Origin of the sequence: Cellvibrio sp. KY-GH-1, from assembly GCF_008806975.1 — a bacterium.
Classification (GTDB): domain Bacteria; phylum Pseudomonadota; class Gammaproteobacteria; order Pseudomonadales; family Cellvibrionaceae; genus Cellvibrio.
In genome coordinates, this window is record NZ_CP031728.1 from 1020947 (window position 1) to 1036079 (window position 15133).

The following is a 15133-nucleotide window of genomic DNA, read 5'->3' on the forward strand; positions in this document are numbered from 1 at the left end:
ACTTACTCCAGAGGTGATCCATGAGCAAGAAACCAACCCCAAAAGAGAATAAGAAGTATACAGCCGAGTTCAAAAGTGAGGCCATTAAACTGGCCGAACGATTGAGCGTAGCGGAAGCCGCCGAAAAACTGGGCATATATGCCAGTCAAATTTACAGTTGGCGTAGCGCACTCAACAATAGCCGTACTGATGTTGAAAGAGAATCGCTCCTCGCCGCTGAAAATGCACGCCTCAAGCGTCAGCTCGCCGAGCAAGCAGAGGAGCTTGAAATCCTAAAAAAGGCGGCTACCTACTTCGCGAAGCATCAAAAATAAAACGCTACGAATTTATGCTGACAAATAGCGCGCTATATTCAATCGCGATGATGGCGCGCGTTCTGTTGGTTTCGCGAAGTGGGTATTACAGCTGGCTTGATAATCGTGAAATGGTTAGTTGGCGCATGCAGCAAAGAGAAGCGATTGATGCGTTGGTAAAGGCAGCATTTGAGGCTGGAAAAGGCCGGTATGGCGCGGATCGGATTTTTTATGATTTGGCGGAGCAAGATAATCCGCTCGACATAAAAACCATTCGGAAAAGCCTGAAACGGCAGGGGTTAATTGCAAAAGCGGCCAAGCTGTTCAAGGTGACTACGGACAGCAATCATACACTACCTGTTGCGCCCAACCTGTTGGCTAGAGATTTTTCTGCGCAACAACCTAATGAAAAATGGGTGACCGATATTACTTATATTCAAACTACAGAAGGTTGGTTGTATCTGGCCGTGATGATTGATTTATATTCTCGAAAAGTTGTTGGTTGGTCGATGAGCAAACATATTGATGCGCAATTGGTTTGTGATTCATTGATGATGGCGTTGTGGCGACGAAAATTCCCAAAAAGCGTTATTGTTCACAGTGACCGTGGCAGCCAATATGTATCGCATGCGTTTAGGGATTTACTGGAAAAATATTCGCTAATACAGAGTATGAGTCGCAAGGGTGATTGCTGGGACAATGCGTGTGCGGAAAGCTTCTTTCATTCACTTAAGGTTGAGCTGGTTCACGGCGAGCCATTGCTAGATGGAAAGCACACGCGCGAGTCTATTTTTGAATATATCGAAGTGGATTACAATCGCTACCGCCGTCACAGCGCTATTGGCTTTGTTAGCCCCGAGCGCTTTGAGGCAAAAAATGTATGTTAGTTAACTGTCCGAAGTTGGCGGTAGGGATCAGTTTTTGAATGTATTGACGTAGGCTACAATCTGTAACGCCGCCACAGCACTATTGGCTTTATCAGCCCTGAGCGCTTTGAGGTAAGAAGTGTATGTTATCGAAATGGTGCCACGCCATACCGTACAGTAAATACTTTTTAACGATACGGTAAGGCGTATACCGCTTTGCAAACTCAAGGGCCAATAAATGTTGATTCGTGCTTAGCAGTGAGCTGTGTATCATCCTTTGCTTGCACATGGAATGTGATGGTGTTTCTCTTCGATTTCAACTCGTTTTTGTCGATGCTTACCCGAATAGGCATAGTTAAAATTTCACCCTCGCTAACATCGAACGCTTTGTAACCCGAAACAATAAAGTGGCCGTTACCTTCTACACGAAGATCATATGCATGGGCTTTACGATCTTTATTGCTGATTTTTACGGTGTAGACATTTTGTATTTGGTCATCCACTTCACGATACATGCGCACACCGCGATCACGCTGAGCTTCCACTTCCACCGGAATCCGTGTGGCGATTGAGTAAACAAATAGCCCAACCATTAACGTCAGCATCACAGCGTAGCCAATTAAACGCGGCCGCAACACCTTGGTTCTGCCATTGTGTATGGCATCTTCAGTGGTAAAACTAATCAGGCCGCGCGCATACCCCATTTTATCCATTACTTGATTGCACGCATCAACACATAAACCACAATCGATACACTCAGCCTGCAATCCGTTGCGAATATCAATATTGACCGGGCATACCTGTACGCACCAAGAACAATCAATACAATCGCCCAAACCATTTGCTTTGTATTCCTCATTCAGCTTGCGCGCACCACGCTTTTCACCTCGAATCGGATTATATGAAACTGACAATGTGTCTTTGTCATACATCACCGCTTGAAATCTTGCATAGGGGCAAATGTATTTGCAAAACTGTTCGCGCATAAATCCCGCATTCAAATACGTCATTCCCGCAAATAATGCGACCCAGAAAAACGGCGTCAACTCCAGGCTCAAAGCAAAGATACCGGTGGTAAGTTCGCGGATCGGCATAAAGTAACCAACAAACGTCAACGACGTTACCAACGATATGCCAATCCACAACATCTGCTTGGCACTTTTGCGCCAAAGTTTTTCAGCTGACCATGGTTGGGCATCAAGCTTAATGCGTTTATTTCGATCACCCTCGCATATATGCTCTGCCCAGATAAACATCTGCGTCCAAACAGTCTGCGGACAGGTAAATCCGCACCATACTCGTCCGACCAGTACAGTCACCGTGAACAATAAAAATGCCGATATCACTAATAGCCAGGCGAGATACATCGCATCCTGCGGCCAAAAGGTTACCCACAGAATGTGAAATTTCCGCGCGCCTAAATCAAATAAAATCGCAGGGCGATCATCAATCACCAGCCAGGGTGTTAATAAAAATGCGAGCATCAATGGAATACCGGTATAGCGACGTAACCGCTGATAAAAACCGGTAATGCGACGAGTATAAATTTTTTCTTCAGCCTCGTAGAGATTCACATAACGAATACTTTCCGTTGAAGGCTGTTCAGGTGAAGATTGATCTTTCAAAGAATTTTCCGCTGTTCGATATATGCATTAAGTTTTGGGGTAGCCATTTGATATGCTGATTGGATTAGGCTTTTTTCACAAACTCCGATTTCAGCATCATCGGGCCTATGCCCTCGATCCGGCAATCAATGTCATGATCGCCATCAACCAAACGCAATATTTTTACCTTGGTTCCTACTTTCACCACCGATGAGGAACCTTTAATTTTTAAATCTTTGATGACAGTAACGAAGTCACCATCGGCGAGCAGGTTGCCGTTAGCATCACGAACTTGTTTGGCGATTTCGGTGTCGTCGCTGGCTTGCGCTTGTGGTGACCATTCGTGGGCGCACTCGGGGCAAATCAGGAGACTTTGATCCTGATAGGTGTATAGCGAGTTGCACTTCGGGCAGGGAGGAAGTTGTGTCATGAATAAATCTCCGGCGAGAACTAAAAATAAAATGTTTCATTTTTCAAGTACAAAAGAAGGCAATGCCCATTGTGCTTTTACGGCCCAGAGCCGCAGTACCAAAACACAGGACATGCTGATGAGTGTGTTTGCAACTATGGCGAATTGCAGCGTGTCGAGGATGCAGTAAACAATTCCACCCAGCGCACTGGCGGTTGCATAAATTTCACGCTTCAAAATGAGAGGAATATCATTGCAAATGATGTCGCGTATGGCGCCGCCCGCCGTACCGGTAACAACTCCCATCATGATCGCAACAGGTGCAGATACCGTTTGGTGCAGGGCGACTTGCACACCAATCACCGTAAACACCGCCAAACCAAAAGCATCTGAAACCACCATAATGCGCTGGTCAAAACGGTGCGTGATACGTTGCCCCATCAGGGTTAGCACTACCGCAATGGTCACGAGCAATAAATACGCAGGGTTACCAATCCAGCTCACCGGGTGAATCCCCAGCACCAGATCACGTAAAGTGCCACCACCCAATGCAGTGATAAACGCGATAACCAACACCCCAAAAATATCCATCGAACGACGCCCGGCAGCAAGCGCACCGCTCACAGCGAATACCAGCACCCCAAAGCAATCACTCATATAGAGCCAATTAATCTCACTCATTCATGGTGGCCGTTGGAGTTTTGCGGTTGATTGGCATAGGTGATCCCGTGCTTGTCGAGGTATTCACGGATCAATTGACGCACTACCTGTGAGGGGGTCACATCTTGAGTAGCACAAAGCTGCTCGAAGGCATCCTTCTTGGTGGGGTCAATCAACACCGTAAGGCGCGCTGTTTTCTGTTCCATATCCTCTCTCTCATCATCGAAGGTTTTAGTAAAGGGTGATTTTCGGGGCAAGTGCTGCTTGCAAAACAAAGACCGACCTCGACTTCTGTGCCGCAATCGCGCAGCCCTGAGTGCCATAACTCGCATGTTGTTAACCCCTGCTAAGGATACACCATAGAACTAGAATTATAACCACATTATAATACTATTAGTATAAAATGATAACAGGAGTTATACTGATTCGGTCAGGACAATCGGAGGCTAGGTCTATGTCACACAGAGCCCATTTATTTTCCCTTCGCATAGGGCACGCCCTGCGGGAAAGTTGTTTTGCAGAGCCTTATACAGGTATACGACTTCGAAAAGATTTGATGGCCGGTTTGACGGTAGGGATTATTGCTATTCCATTGGCGATGGCTCTCGCAATTGCCAGCGGTGTACCACCGCAATACGGTCTGTATACCGCAGCAATAGCCGGTTTTGTGATTGCACTGACCGGCGGCTCCCGCTTCAGCATCTCTGGCCCAACCGCCGCCTTTGTTGTCATTCTCTATCCTATTACCCAAAAATACGGCTTAAGTGGCTTACTACTTGCCAGCCTTATGGCTGGCGTGATGCTGGTATTAATGGCCATTTTTCGCTTGGGGAGGCTGATTGAATACATTCCCGAGCCGGTAACATTGGGGTTTACCGGGGGGATTGGAGTCGTAATTGCCACCCTTCAGATAAAAGACTTCCTCGGCCTCCCCATTGCTGCTATGCCGGAGCATTACCTTGAAAAAATCAGTCTCCTCGCGCAATCCATCGGGCATACCCATTGGCCAAGCGTGATAGTTGCCTTGTTTACCTTAATAATTATGTTGCTCTGGCCGCGCCTGAAAACCCCTGTCCCTGCGCACCTACCGGCGGTGATTATCGGAAGCCTGATAGCGCTTGTATTGAATGACGCAGGACTGGGCGTGGACACCATTTACTCACGTTTCAGCTACATCGCGGCTGACGGTAGCACCGCGCAGGGCATTCCGCCCATCCTGCCGAGCTTTGAGTGGCCCTGGCTACAATCCGACGCCAATGGCAACACGCTGGCCATTAGCTGGAGCTTGGTGAGTGACTTGCTGCCTGCTGCCTTTGCGATTGCCATGTTAGGTGCAATTGAATCGCTCTTGTGTGCGGTGGTGCTGGATGGCATGACTGGTAAACGTCACAGCGCCAACAGCGAATTACTCGGCCAGGGCATTGGCAATCTCATCGCCCCATTTTTTGGTGGCATCACCGCGACGGCAGCGATTGCGCGATCAGCTGCCAATTTTAAAGCCGGGGCGCAATCACCTGTTGCAGGCATGGTTCACGCTCTGGTAGTCATGCTTGGTTTGGTTAGTTTTGCGTCACTGCTAGGTTATCTGCCAATGCCTGCCATGGCAGCACTTTTGATGGTGGTGGCGTGGAATATGAGCGAAGCCCCCAAAAGCTTGCACCTGCTCAAAACTTCCCAGCTCAGCGATATTCTGGTTTTTCTGTGCTGTTTCTCATTAACCATTTTATTCGACATGGTGATCGCCATTACAGCAGGCATTGTGTTGGCTGCCATTTTGTTTATGAAAGAGATGGCCGAGATGACCCGTGTGGTTGAAATTACACACAACAAGCAATATGTGCCAACAGATCTACCTGAAAATTGCAGGGTATTTAAGATTACTGGCCCTTTGTTTTTTGCCGCAGCCGATAAAATATTTGGAGAGCTGACACGCTACTGTGAGCGAGGCAGCAACGTCATTTTATATCTCGATGATGTCACTATGCTGGATGCGGGTGGGCTCTCTGCACTCACCAAACTTATTGCGCATTGTGAGAAAGTGGGCGCGCAACTTACATTGACCGACATCCAATTCCAACCTTTGAAGACCCTCACTAAAGCCAACATTAAGCCTGTCGAAGGGACCCTTCGTTTGTACCCCCGACTGGACAATGCACTTCACCCAGAACCCCCTGTTACTCGCTTTTTGTAGAGCCTTGATTGCCCATGAAAATATCTGAAGTAAAAGAAAAAATTCTAGCTAACGAAACTATTGGAATCGAAATGATGCGCAACCCCGCCGAATTGTCGGAATGGGTTATTTGGATTCGTGAAAATGACGGAAAAAGTTTTCTATTAATGAATGAATTTGACGTTGTGATAACGACCACAGATGCCAATCATGCCTTGCTGCTACTGCGCTCTATCGGCATTAAACAGGCCAATATCATTCTTTAGCGATATGGCAAATAAATTTTCCTTTTTATTAACAGGCAGTTCGGCAATGGCAGGCGGAAAAATTATTCATAGCACTAGCGATACCTACGGCAATATTCTTGTTGTGGATTACCCCCGTTATCGCGTGCTCAGTTTTGATTCCATTTATGAACAGAGTGGCTTTTATGTGGAGAAACCCTACGCACTGGTACATGAATACACACGCATCATGATGCTGGTGCTGGGTTTTATGGAGCCCAGCCATACCACACTGCTAGGGTTGGGGGGCGGCAGTTTGTTGCGCAGTTTGCATCACTATTTGTCGCACTGCGATTTTCATGTGGTGGAGTTACGCTCTAAAGTCTATGAAATTGCCAGAGAGTATTTTGATATTCCCGATGACGAACGCGTATGGGTATCGATCGAAGATGCCAAGTTACAAATGAAAGCCAGCAGGGATGCCAGCACCGATATTATTTTCGCCGACATGTATGACGCTTACCACATGAGTCCAATTCAAGGACAAAAACAATTTATACAGGAGTGCTATCGAACACTAAGCAAAAATGGCTGGCTAGTAATTAATTACCATCTATTGCCAGACCCGAATACCCCGTTTTTTGAGTGTCTTATTGATCACTTTAGCACCCTCATGGTGTGCTCAGGCGAATACGGCAACCACATTCTTTTTGCCTGTAAATCCCCAAGCGTTGATTACGAGCGCGCACCGGTGAAGTTGAAAAATATGGAAGAAATATTAAATGAAACATTTATGCCTTTATTCAATCGACTTGAGCATTTGACTGCATAATTAAGCCAATCCAAGAGGTTTTCGCAATGTCTACAATTATTACTGTTATTAAAGGAGATGGCATAGGTCCAAGTATTGTTGATGCCGCCATTCAAATACTCAACAGCGCTGGCTGCGATTTTTGCTATGAATACGTCGATGCGGGGATGGTAGCATTAGAGAAATCTGGACAACTGTTACCACACTCAACTACTGATGCGATTACACGCAATAAAATTGTGCTGAAAGGCCCGCTCACCACACCGATTGGTGAAGGGTTCTCCTCAGTCAATGTAAGTCTGCGTCAGATTTTTGCGCTTTACGCCAATGTGCGCCCAGTGGTGTCATTTGTAGGCGCCAAAGCCCGCTATGAGAACATCAACATCATCACCGTACGGGAAAACACGGAAGGACTCTATTCAAGCGTGGGTCAATTTGTATCAAAAGACGGCGAAATTGCCGAAGCCACCAGCATCATTACGCGCCGCGCGTCGGAACAAATCGTGACTTTTGCCTTTGAAATGGCACTGCGAGACAATCGCAAAAAGGTCACCATTGTACACAAAGCGAATATTCTTAAATCCACTTCTGGTTTGTTTCTCAAAATTGCGCGTGAGATCGCCAAAAATTATCCCACCATTGAAACCAATGAAATGATTGTTGATAACGCCTGTATGCAACTGGTGATGAATCCTCATCAGTTTGACGTGATTGTTACCACCAATTTATTTGGCGACATTATTTCTGATTTGTGCGCAGATCTGGTCGGTGGATTGGGTATGGCACCCGGTGCCAATATTGGTAAAGACTACGCCATCTTCGAGGCTGTACATGGCGGCGCGCCGGATATTGCGGGAAAAAACATTGCCAATCCAAGTTCAATGATATTGGCAGCGGTGCAAATGCTGAACCATTTACAATTAACTGAACCTGCTGAACGCATAACGCACGCGCTACGCGAAACCATTCGTATTGGAGATCGAACAACACCTGACCTGGGTGGCACAAGTTCTACCACAGATTTCACTCACGCTGTAATTAGTCGGTTGTAATTTATGCTAAGCAATGACCAAATCGCAAATTTTAAAAAATGGGGTTTTCTGGTATTGCCGGGATTCACCCATACTGGCTTTTGCTCGTCAATGCTCAACCTCGTTGAGGAACACTTAAGCAAAAGCGATTTCCCAATCGAGTATGAGGCAGATGTCGGGTATCCTGGTGCGCCGGCTTCACGTAGCGCTAAAGGCGGATTAACACCTCGACGTCTATTGGCTGCGACTGAACGAGATCCGCGGTTTTTATCATGGGCGACTCATGAATCTCTACGTGAGATTATGCATCAGCTGTTAGGGACATCGGTCTATCTTTCACAATCGCACCATAACTGTATTATGACCAAGCACCCAGAGCATTCCAGTAGAACAGGATGGCATCGAGATAGTCGTTACTGGCATTTCGCTCAACCTGAATTGGTATCTGCGTGGCTTGCGTTAACGCCCGAACATGCGGACAACGGATGCCTTTGGGTTTTACCCAATTCCCACCGCTGGGAAATTGAGCCATTTCAGCTTGATGAAAAGCAATTTTTGCGTACTGATTTTGCAAAAAATAAAGACTTATTGGCACACGCTACGGCGATTGAATTAAATCAGGGCGATCTGCTGTTATTTCACAGTAATCTCTTTCACGCTGCGGGAAAAAACAATACGGATGAAACAAAATGTTCTCTAGCATTTACCTATCGCGCTGAAAGTAATGCGCCCATTCCCAGAAGCCAATCAACCAAAAAACCGGACATTTTGATATGACGATTAAGAATGGGCTCATTTGTTATTAATTCAAAAAAACCTATATGATTTATCCATTTTTATAAAAAGTTCCGAGCAAAGGTAACCCATCATCTCGAAGGTAAAGTGTCTATCAAACAATGGAGTTAGAGCCTAAACAACCAATATTTTTCAAACAGAATTTTTCCGAGGTGCAGCATCCTTCCCGGCGGCTTTAATTTGATATCAGGGTTAGGTTCTGCGTAGAAATTACCTTTTCCCATTCCTGCCATGCCATCACCAATTTCAAGGAAACATTCGCCGTAACCTGCAAAGACAGTTCTGTTTCCCGATCCTTTGATTTCGGAAGCAATGTTATTCGCAACGACTTCCGCTTGACCGTGAGCTAACACACCCGCTTTAGGTAATGGTTTGCCATTGGATAAAGGAATACCGGTGATATCGCCAATGGCAAATACATTGGGAAATTTGGTGGCCAATGTTTGACGATCAACCGGAATCCATGGACTCTCACCCAGCAGGCCCGCTTCACGAATCACAGTTGGTGCTCGGTGTGGAGGAATATAAACGAGAAGATCAAAAGTAGTCGTCGTTTCGTTGTTGAAAATAATGGCGCGCTCTTCCGGGGCGATTTCCTTCACTGCATGTTGAGGGAAATACTTAACACCTTTGCTTTCTACCATTTGACGTACTTGTTGCGATACTTCGGGGCCAGTTACTGGCATAGGGCCAGGTTCCGGTGAGTAAACTTCAACACTCACTTTTGATGATAATCCACGTTTGCGGAAATCAGATTCGAGCAGCATCGCTGCCTCGTAAGGTGCAGCTGGACATTTGAACGGCATGGAGCAAACTAGCACAACCACTTTTCCGCTGGTAAGTTTTAGACCCGCATCCCTTATTGCTTGGGCACCTTCCAATGTGTAGAGGTTATGTCCTGCTGCTGTTAGACCAGGTACGGTTTCTGGAGCGAGCTCTGCACCGGTGGCAATAATTAAATAATCACCGTGATATTGTTTGCCATCCACGAGGACCGCTTTTTTCTCTGGATCGATTTTTTCAATATTCCCGTGAATAACCTCGATACCTTTTTTGGCCAGGCTATTAATCGGTTTTGATATTTGTTTGGCGTTCCTATCGCCAGAAGCGATCCATAGCAGCGATGGCGGAAAAATATGATCGGTCAGCCTATCAATTACCACCACGCGATGTTCTTTGGATAATTTTTTGCGTAACTCGGTTGCCGTTACAATGCCGCCAATTCCACCACCGAGAATCAGGATCGTTTTTCCAGTAGCCATTTTCTTACCTTTTTCAATGTTAGGGATGGGCAATTAGATATCGGTAAAGCTCAGTTTCTTTTCGAAATACACCGCTCGACCAGAGTCGGTTTCAATTACTGGGTCTGTGAAAAAGTTGAGCGGATCATCAATAGTTCTGCCAGGCAATATCAGGTCGCGGCCATAGCTCAACAGGAACCGGTTTTCGTCTATTGAGCCAAAATAATAATCACGAAGATCCGTTTTTTGTGCCGCTTCAGAACAATCAGCGGGAATCCAGCCTATGCCGTGAACATAAAAACTGGTCCAGCAGTGATAGCCACATTTAAATGCAGTGATGTCGCCCTGGGTCATCCCTGTGGGAAATGCCATACCGATTTCAAACTGACCGGGTACGCCACAGGCACGAAGGATGGCAAGAAATAATGAGTGGAAATCTGTGCAATTGCCTTTGCCAATGGAGCAGGCAAATTCAGCATCACCGTTGCCCCAGCCATCACCGGATTTATCGTATTGCATATGTTCCAATACATGGTCATACGCCGCTTTGGCGATATCGAGGGCATTGGAATGTTGCTCTTTAATGTTGCGGGCAATTCCGAGAATATCGGCAGTAAATTGAATCAGTTTGTTGGGTTGCAATTGTGGCTGATGATGTAATTGCCAACCGGAATGCGTTATTTCGGTAAATTGATTGAAGTCCGTTGTACGTTCACGGCGAGTTGCTATGGTCGTAACGACCAAATCAATATTATCGATTTTTTCGGTATCGAGGTTTGCGCACAATATGGCATTACCGTAGGTAGCTTCGTATTCAATGCGGTAATCGATATTGGTTTGGACATCAATTGCATGAATGTCCTGGTCGCTCGTTGCACGGGGAAAAGGAACCCATAAATTAATTGCTTTTGCCGATTTGGGAAAATCGGGCACTTTGACATCATAAGTTGTTCGGAATCGGCGACTCTTACTCATGGATTCTCTCTCCGTCGATAAATTCCGAGGCGAGCGTGTTAGGCATCGCCTCGAATTGTGAGCAGTTAAGCGTTGTTACGTTTACTTCAATAACCCGGTATCACGAGCCACTTTTTCAATCGAATCGAAATCAGCTTGGCTCGCTGCGACAAACACTTTTGCGCCTTGTAAATCCAGTACCGCTTTTTGTTGTGGGTCTTTCGGATCAAGGTTCAAAAATGCATCTTTGAATTTACTTACCAATTCAGGTGCTAATCCTTTGCGGGCCGCCCACACATAATCCACGTACTCGGGGGAAGTCCACACCAATTTGACTTTCTTGGTGTCCACTTTTCCTTCGGCCAGCATGCGATCCCAAACTTCGATATTGAGTGCGCCACCTTGAACTTTTCCGGATTCAACCAGTTTTACGGTTGCGTCGTGGGCGCCGCTGTACACCGGTAAACCGGCAAAGTCTTTCTCTGGATTAATGGTCAATTGAGATAATAAAAAGTGACGTGGCATCAAATGGCCAGACGTGGAGCTCTTGGAACCGAAGGCGAATGATTTGCCTTTGAAGTCTTCTGGCTTTTCAATGCCTGATGTAGTGCTGGCAATGAAAACACTTTTGAATTTCCTATCAATGTCGCGCATGGCCAGTGGCTCAGCGCCCGCGAGGTGGCGAGCTTGTACAAATGTAAAACCACCTAACCAGGCAAAATCAATTTTCCCAGCAGACAGCGCTGATACCGCCGCGCCGTAGTCTGTCACTGGAACATAAGTAACTTTCTTACCCAGTTTTTTTTCCAAGTATTCAACCATGGGCTGGTTTTTACGAGCCAGCTCAGTGGGGTTTTCATCAGGGATACCAGTCACGCGAATAACATCATCGGCGGAGTAAGCGATAGATGACGTAAATAAACTGGCACCGACGAGCAATGTAGCGATCATTCGCTGCCAGGGTTTGCACAATAAAACGAAGGGTTTCATAAAAGCTCCTTTTGTAAGGTCAGGTTTGTGAGTTGGGGTTAATCCTTTCAAGCAATGGTGGTCTGCAACTGGGTAGGCATTAACGCATCCGCTTGATTATTTTTTTTCAGGGCACTGCATTCGTTATCCTCGACGAATCGAATGTTTTCGCGTTGTGCGATTTCAATCATTGCGGATAAGAATTCGGGAGTCGGCTCGATAAAGCCCAGATAATTTTTTTCACAATATGGGGCAGCGTTTTGGGCTTCGTTTGGACATGCGCGCGCGCCGATGACCGTGGACAATTTTCCATCGGGGTACACGACGACCAGTTGAACCATCAACCCGGTGGGCAAGGTTTTATCCATGGCAATCGTCAAGCCGTCGGACGATACGGATATGGGTTTAATGACGGTGAATGCCGGTGCGGCACCGCAGCGACAACACAATTGCGGCTTCTCTACGATAGGAAGCTGGCAAGGAAAAGGTGCGATGGCTGTACTTGATCCTGAAAACAAAAGTGATAATCTCTGCAATAAATTTGGCTCGCAGGAAGGACCATTCAAAATGCGTTTACGCAAACGATCACCGACATAATCGACGCCGGTTACCACAGCAACCATAACTACAAGCAACACAATCAGATCGCTGATGTGAAATAAACTGATCGAGGTATAAAGCGAATCGCCAATACCGCCCGCACCCACAAAACCCACGGTAGCCGTTGCTCGCACATTCACTTCAAAACGGTAGAGGGTAAATGCCAGTACGCGAGGGTTCACTTGCGGAAGAACAGCATAAAGCCAGGTTGATAAACCGCTTGCTCCGCTGGCCTGCATGGCTTTCGCAGGACCCGGTTCTACTTCCTCATACACATCAGTGTAGAGTCGTCCCAGTACGCCGATGTTATGAACGGCGATGGCCAGTATCCCTGCGAGTGCACCGGGGCCCACCCAAACCACAAATACCAGCGCAAGTGTAAGCTCAGGCATTGCGCGGGTGACCTGCAAAAAGAATTGCGAACTACCTTGCAGCGCGCGTGACATCCATAAAGACACCCCGCGTTTACCATAGGTGTTCTCCAGATAGCTTTTCGTTATCAGGGATTTGGTGGAAAGTGGCGCAAGGAAAAATGCAAAGACAGCCGCAAGCAAGGTAGCGATCCAGGCCATCAATAATGTTTGCCACACCAGGGATGCAGTCTTTTCTAAAAACTCATCACTTAAATCAAATGCGTTTGCACGGGGCAAATTATTCCAGCTTCCACTAAGCAAATCCGCCCAGGGAATATCGAGGTAGGCAACGCTCGCGATTGCACCGGCAACAGCAAACAGCATCGCCCATTTCACGGGATGGCGACGCAGGAAAGCGCTCACCCATTCCAATGCAATAACAAATACCAAAACAGCGATTAGTGTCGTCGCTAATTTATCGAATTCGAGATAGCGAATGCTCAGCGCAATTTCACTGCCCAAACCGCCAGCACCGACTACGCCGAGAATTGTGCCTGTGCGGATGTTGCACTCCATTCGGAATAACGCGTAGGCAACCCACTGGCGTTTTACCTGCGGCAAGATGCCGTGCATTAATATGCCCCAGCGTCCGACACCGGCTGAACGTAATCCGCCTACTATGCGACTATCAACCGCTTCGGCCAATTCCGCGTAGAGTTTGCCGATGGAGCCACCCACGGTTAAGCCAATCGCGAGTACGGCAGCGCCGGGGCCAAGCCCCAGAATTTGCACAAAGAGATATGCCCAGACAATTTCCGGAATTGAACGAAAAAATCCGAGCGTAAAGCGCGAGAGTGATCGAGCAGTTGCGACCACTACCGACTGGCGTTTTCCCTGACGACCAGGTGGGTCAGGTAGTTCCGGGATGCGAATCGCAAAAACGGCGAGGCTAATGCCGATGACGACCGCAAATACGGTACCGAGAATCCCGACAAATAAACTTTCAAACGAAAGCAAAAAAATACGTTGGAGAAAATCGGCTGATAAATTCGGATGCAATAAGCCACTGAGTAGTTCACCGGCGTTATGTATGCCGTCGCGATCAAACAGTGCGCCCGGATTTACCCGTGTGCCTTCCATCGCCAAAATAAATGTGAGAGCAACCGCGCACCAAATCAGGTAGCGTTTCAACTCCTGTGTGCGATCAAACCCGTTCATAGTTTGCCTCGCTGCGTTCTTCGCTTCCCTGATACAGCAAATCCAATGCATCCGGCGTTACTTCTGCGGGCTTGGCATCCAGCACGAGGGTGCCTTCACGCAGGCCAATGATGCGGTCGCAGCGGTGCATGATGGCGTCGAGCCAGTGGGTACAAAAAACAAGGGTGACACCGCGCTCTTTTGCCTGGTTAAGAATAATTTCAGTCACTGCGCGTGCCGTGGCTGGATCGAGCGATGCAGTGGGTTCGTCAGCCAACAAAGTCGTGGGATCTGAAATCAATGCACGCGCAATGGCGACACGCTGCATTTGGCCACCGCTTAAATCGCTGGCGGATCGCCATTGGTGCTCGCCAATGGAAAGCGATTCCAATAATGAATGGACTGGCTGTTTTTCTACGGGCCATAGTGCAGAGGCCATCACTTTGTGCCATGGCCAGAGTGGCAATTTCCCGGCCACCACATTTTGATGGACCGACAGCTGCGGCACGAGTAAATGGGTTTGTTCAATGATGCGTGAATAAGCACGATGAAAACGCAATTCTGCCGCAGACATTTTTGCGAGGTCTTTGCCATCGGCGAGTACACGCCCGTGCGTCGGTTTAAGCACTCCGGCCAGTAATCGGATCAATGTGGATTTTCCACCACCGCTGGGGCCGATAAGAGCGACGGTTTCGCCGGGGCGAATCGTCAGATTGAGATTGTTAATCGCTGCCCGCTTACCCCAATAACGCGAAACGGCCTTGAGTTCGAGGACGGGAGCTTGATGACTCGCAGAGCGCGGGCCATTTGAAAATTGTGGCTTCATACGAAGACTCCTTTCCCCCGTATTGGGGATTTGCTGCTCCTACAGACGGTTCTCCTTAAACATGCCCACAGCGTATGGCTGCGTATTTGTCCAGGTACGGCGTCCAAGAGAGTGGTTTATTTCAAGCAAT

General features: G+C 47.4%; 15 protein-coding genes. 6 read left to right on the top strand and 9 right to left on the bottom strand.

Annotated features, from left to right (window positions below; all coding sequences use genetic code 11):
• The first annotated feature begins 20 nt into the window (after positions 1-20).
• Positions 21-1180, top strand: a protein-coding gene (locus tag D0C16_RS04300; RefSeq protein WP_225318661.1) for an IS3 family transposase whose coding sequence is annotated in 2 segments (ribosomal slippage) — positions 21-276 and positions 276-1180 — 1161 coding nt in all. Because the reading frame shifts where the segments join, the coding sequence is not laid out codon by codon here.
• 203 nt (positions 1181-1383) lie between these two features.
• Here the strand turns inward: D0C16_RS04300 and ccoG are convergent.
• The 4 genes from ccoG to D0C16_RS04320 form a co-directional block, all read right to left on the bottom strand.
• On the bottom strand, positions 1384-2784 hold the full coding sequence (ccoG, locus tag D0C16_RS04305) for a cytochrome c oxidase accessory protein CcoG (RefSeq protein ID WP_151031165.1): 1401 nt from the start codon (positions 2782-2784) through the stop codon (positions 1384-1386).
• Positions 2785-2848: 64 nt separating this feature from the next.
• Positions 2849-3193, bottom strand: a complete 345-nt coding sequence (locus D0C16_RS04310; protein ID WP_151031166.1) for a zinc ribbon domain-containing protein YjdM — start codon at positions 3191-3193, stop codon at positions 2849-2851.
• A gap of 36 nt (positions 3194-3229) precedes the next feature.
• Entirely contained in the window at positions 3230-3853 is a 624-nt protein-coding gene (locus tag D0C16_RS04315; RefSeq protein ID WP_151031167.1) for a trimeric intracellular cation channel family protein, read from the bottom strand.
• A complete protein-coding gene (locus D0C16_RS04320) occupies positions 3850-4038 on the bottom strand; it encodes a ribbon-helix-helix protein, CopG family (RefSeq protein WP_151031168.1) in 189 nt (62 codons plus the stop codon). The genes D0C16_RS04315 and D0C16_RS04320 overlap by 4 nt, the downstream gene beginning before the upstream one ends.
• A gap of 248 nt (positions 4039-4286) precedes the next feature.
• Here D0C16_RS04320 and dauA point away from each other — a divergent pair, with 248 nt between their 5' ends.
• From dauA to D0C16_RS04345, 5 genes are all read left to right on the top strand, one after another.
• Complete coding sequence (gene dauA / locus D0C16_RS04325) at positions 4287-6023, top strand: C4-dicarboxylic acid transporter DauA (protein WP_151031169.1); 1737 nt, start codon at positions 4287-4289, stop codon at positions 6021-6023.
• A gap of 14 nt (positions 6024-6037) precedes the next feature.
• Complete coding sequence (locus D0C16_RS04330) at positions 6038-6268, top strand: hypothetical protein (protein WP_151031170.1); 231 nt, start codon at positions 6038-6040, stop codon at positions 6266-6268.
• A gap of 46 nt (positions 6269-6314) precedes the next feature.
• Complete coding sequence (locus tag D0C16_RS04335; RefSeq protein ID WP_191968640.1) at positions 6315-7058, top strand: methyltransferase domain-containing protein; 744 nt, start codon at positions 6315-6317, stop codon at positions 7056-7058.
• Positions 7059-7084: 26 nt separating this feature from the next.
• A complete protein-coding gene (locus D0C16_RS04340; RefSeq protein ID WP_151031172.1) occupies positions 7085-8089 on the top strand; it encodes an isocitrate dehydrogenase in 1005 nt (334 codons plus the stop codon).
• 90 nt (positions 8090-8179) lie between these two features.
• Complete coding sequence (locus D0C16_RS04345; protein WP_255481993.1) at positions 8180-8845, top strand: phytanoyl-CoA dioxygenase family protein; 666 nt, start codon at positions 8180-8182, stop codon at positions 8843-8845.
• Positions 8846-8970: 125 nt separating this feature from the next.
• On the opposite strand, the gene D0C16_RS04350 is transcribed toward D0C16_RS04345, so the two are convergent.
• The 5 genes from D0C16_RS04350 to D0C16_RS04370 form a co-directional block, all read right to left on the bottom strand.
• Positions 8971-10125, bottom strand: a complete 1155-nt coding sequence (locus tag D0C16_RS04350) for an NAD(P)/FAD-dependent oxidoreductase (protein WP_151031174.1) — start codon at positions 10123-10125, stop codon at positions 8971-8973.
• Between the two features lie 33 nt (positions 10126-10158).
• Positions 10159-11079: a transglutaminase-like domain-containing protein gene (locus tag D0C16_RS04355; protein ID WP_151031175.1), complete on the bottom strand. Its 921-nt coding sequence runs from the start codon at positions 11077-11079 to the stop codon at positions 10159-10161.
• 81 nt (positions 11080-11160) lie between these two features.
• The gene (locus D0C16_RS04360) at positions 11161-12048 is read right to left on the bottom strand and encodes a putative selenate ABC transporter substrate-binding protein (protein WP_191968641.1); all 888 of its coding nucleotides are present in this window, start codon (positions 12046-12048) and stop codon (positions 11161-11163) included.
• A 47-nt stretch (positions 12049-12095) separates the two neighbouring features.
• Positions 12096-14198 carry an ABC transporter permease gene (locus D0C16_RS04365; RefSeq protein WP_191968642.1) on the bottom strand — a complete coding sequence of 701 codons (2103 nt, stop codon included), beginning with the start codon at positions 14196-14198 and terminating at the stop codon, positions 12096-12098.
• Positions 14185-15003 carry a phosphonate ABC transporter ATP-binding protein gene (locus tag D0C16_RS04370; protein ID WP_151031177.1) on the bottom strand — a complete coding sequence of 273 codons (819 nt, stop codon included), beginning with the start codon at positions 15001-15003 and terminating at the stop codon, positions 14185-14187. The genes D0C16_RS04365 and D0C16_RS04370 overlap by 14 nt, the downstream gene beginning before the upstream one ends.
• Positions 15004-15133 lie beyond the last annotated feature (130 nt).

What these genes read in the sequence shown, in the direction of transcription:
- D0C16_RS04360 (WP_191968641.1), bottom strand. Translation starts at nt 12,048, where the DNA reads ATGAAACCCTTCGTTTTATTGTGCAAACCCTGGCAGCGAATGATCGCT.
- D0C16_RS04355 (WP_151031175.1), bottom strand. Translation starts at nt 11,079, where the DNA reads ATGAGTAAGAGTCGCCGATTCCGAACAACTTATGATGTCAAAGTGCCC.
- D0C16_RS04370 (WP_151031177.1), bottom strand. Translation starts at nt 15,003, where the DNA reads ATGAAGCCACAATTTTCAAATGGCCCGCGCTCTGCGAGTCATCAAGCT.
- D0C16_RS04345 (WP_255481993.1), top strand. Translation starts at nt 8,180, where the DNA reads ATGCTCAACCTCGTTGAGGAACACTTAAGCAAAAGCGATTTCCCAATC.
- D0C16_RS04315 (WP_151031167.1), bottom strand. Translation starts at nt 3,853, where the DNA reads ATGAGTGAGATTAATTGGCTCTATATGAGTGATTGCTTTGGGGTGCTG.
- D0C16_RS04350 (WP_151031174.1), bottom strand. Translation starts at nt 10,125, where the DNA reads ATGGCTACTGGAAAAACGATCCTGATTCTCGGTGGTGGAATTGGCGGC.
- D0C16_RS04340 (WP_151031172.1), top strand. Translation starts at nt 7,085, where the DNA reads ATGTCTACAATTATTACTGTTATTAAAGGAGATGGCATAGGTCCAAGT.
- D0C16_RS04335 (WP_191968640.1), top strand. Translation starts at nt 6,315, where the DNA reads ATGGCAGGCGGAAAAATTATTCATAGCACTAGCGATACCTACGGCAAT.
- D0C16_RS04310 (WP_151031166.1), bottom strand. Translation starts at nt 3,193, where the DNA reads ATGACACAACTTCCTCCCTGCCCGAAGTGCAACTCGCTATACACCTAT.
- D0C16_RS04330 (WP_151031170.1), top strand. Translation starts at nt 6,038, where the DNA reads ATGAAAATATCTGAAGTAAAAGAAAAAATTCTAGCTAACGAAACTATT.
- dauA (WP_151031169.1), top strand. Translation starts at nt 4,287, where the DNA reads ATGTCACACAGAGCCCATTTATTTTCCCTTCGCATAGGGCACGCCCTG.
- D0C16_RS04320 (WP_151031168.1), bottom strand. Translation starts at nt 4,038, where the DNA reads ATGGAACAGAAAACAGCGCGCCTTACGGTGTTGATTGACCCCACCAAG.
- D0C16_RS04365 (WP_191968642.1), bottom strand. Translation starts at nt 14,198, where the DNA reads ATGAACGGGTTTGATCGCACACAGGAGTTGAAACGCTACCTGATTTGG.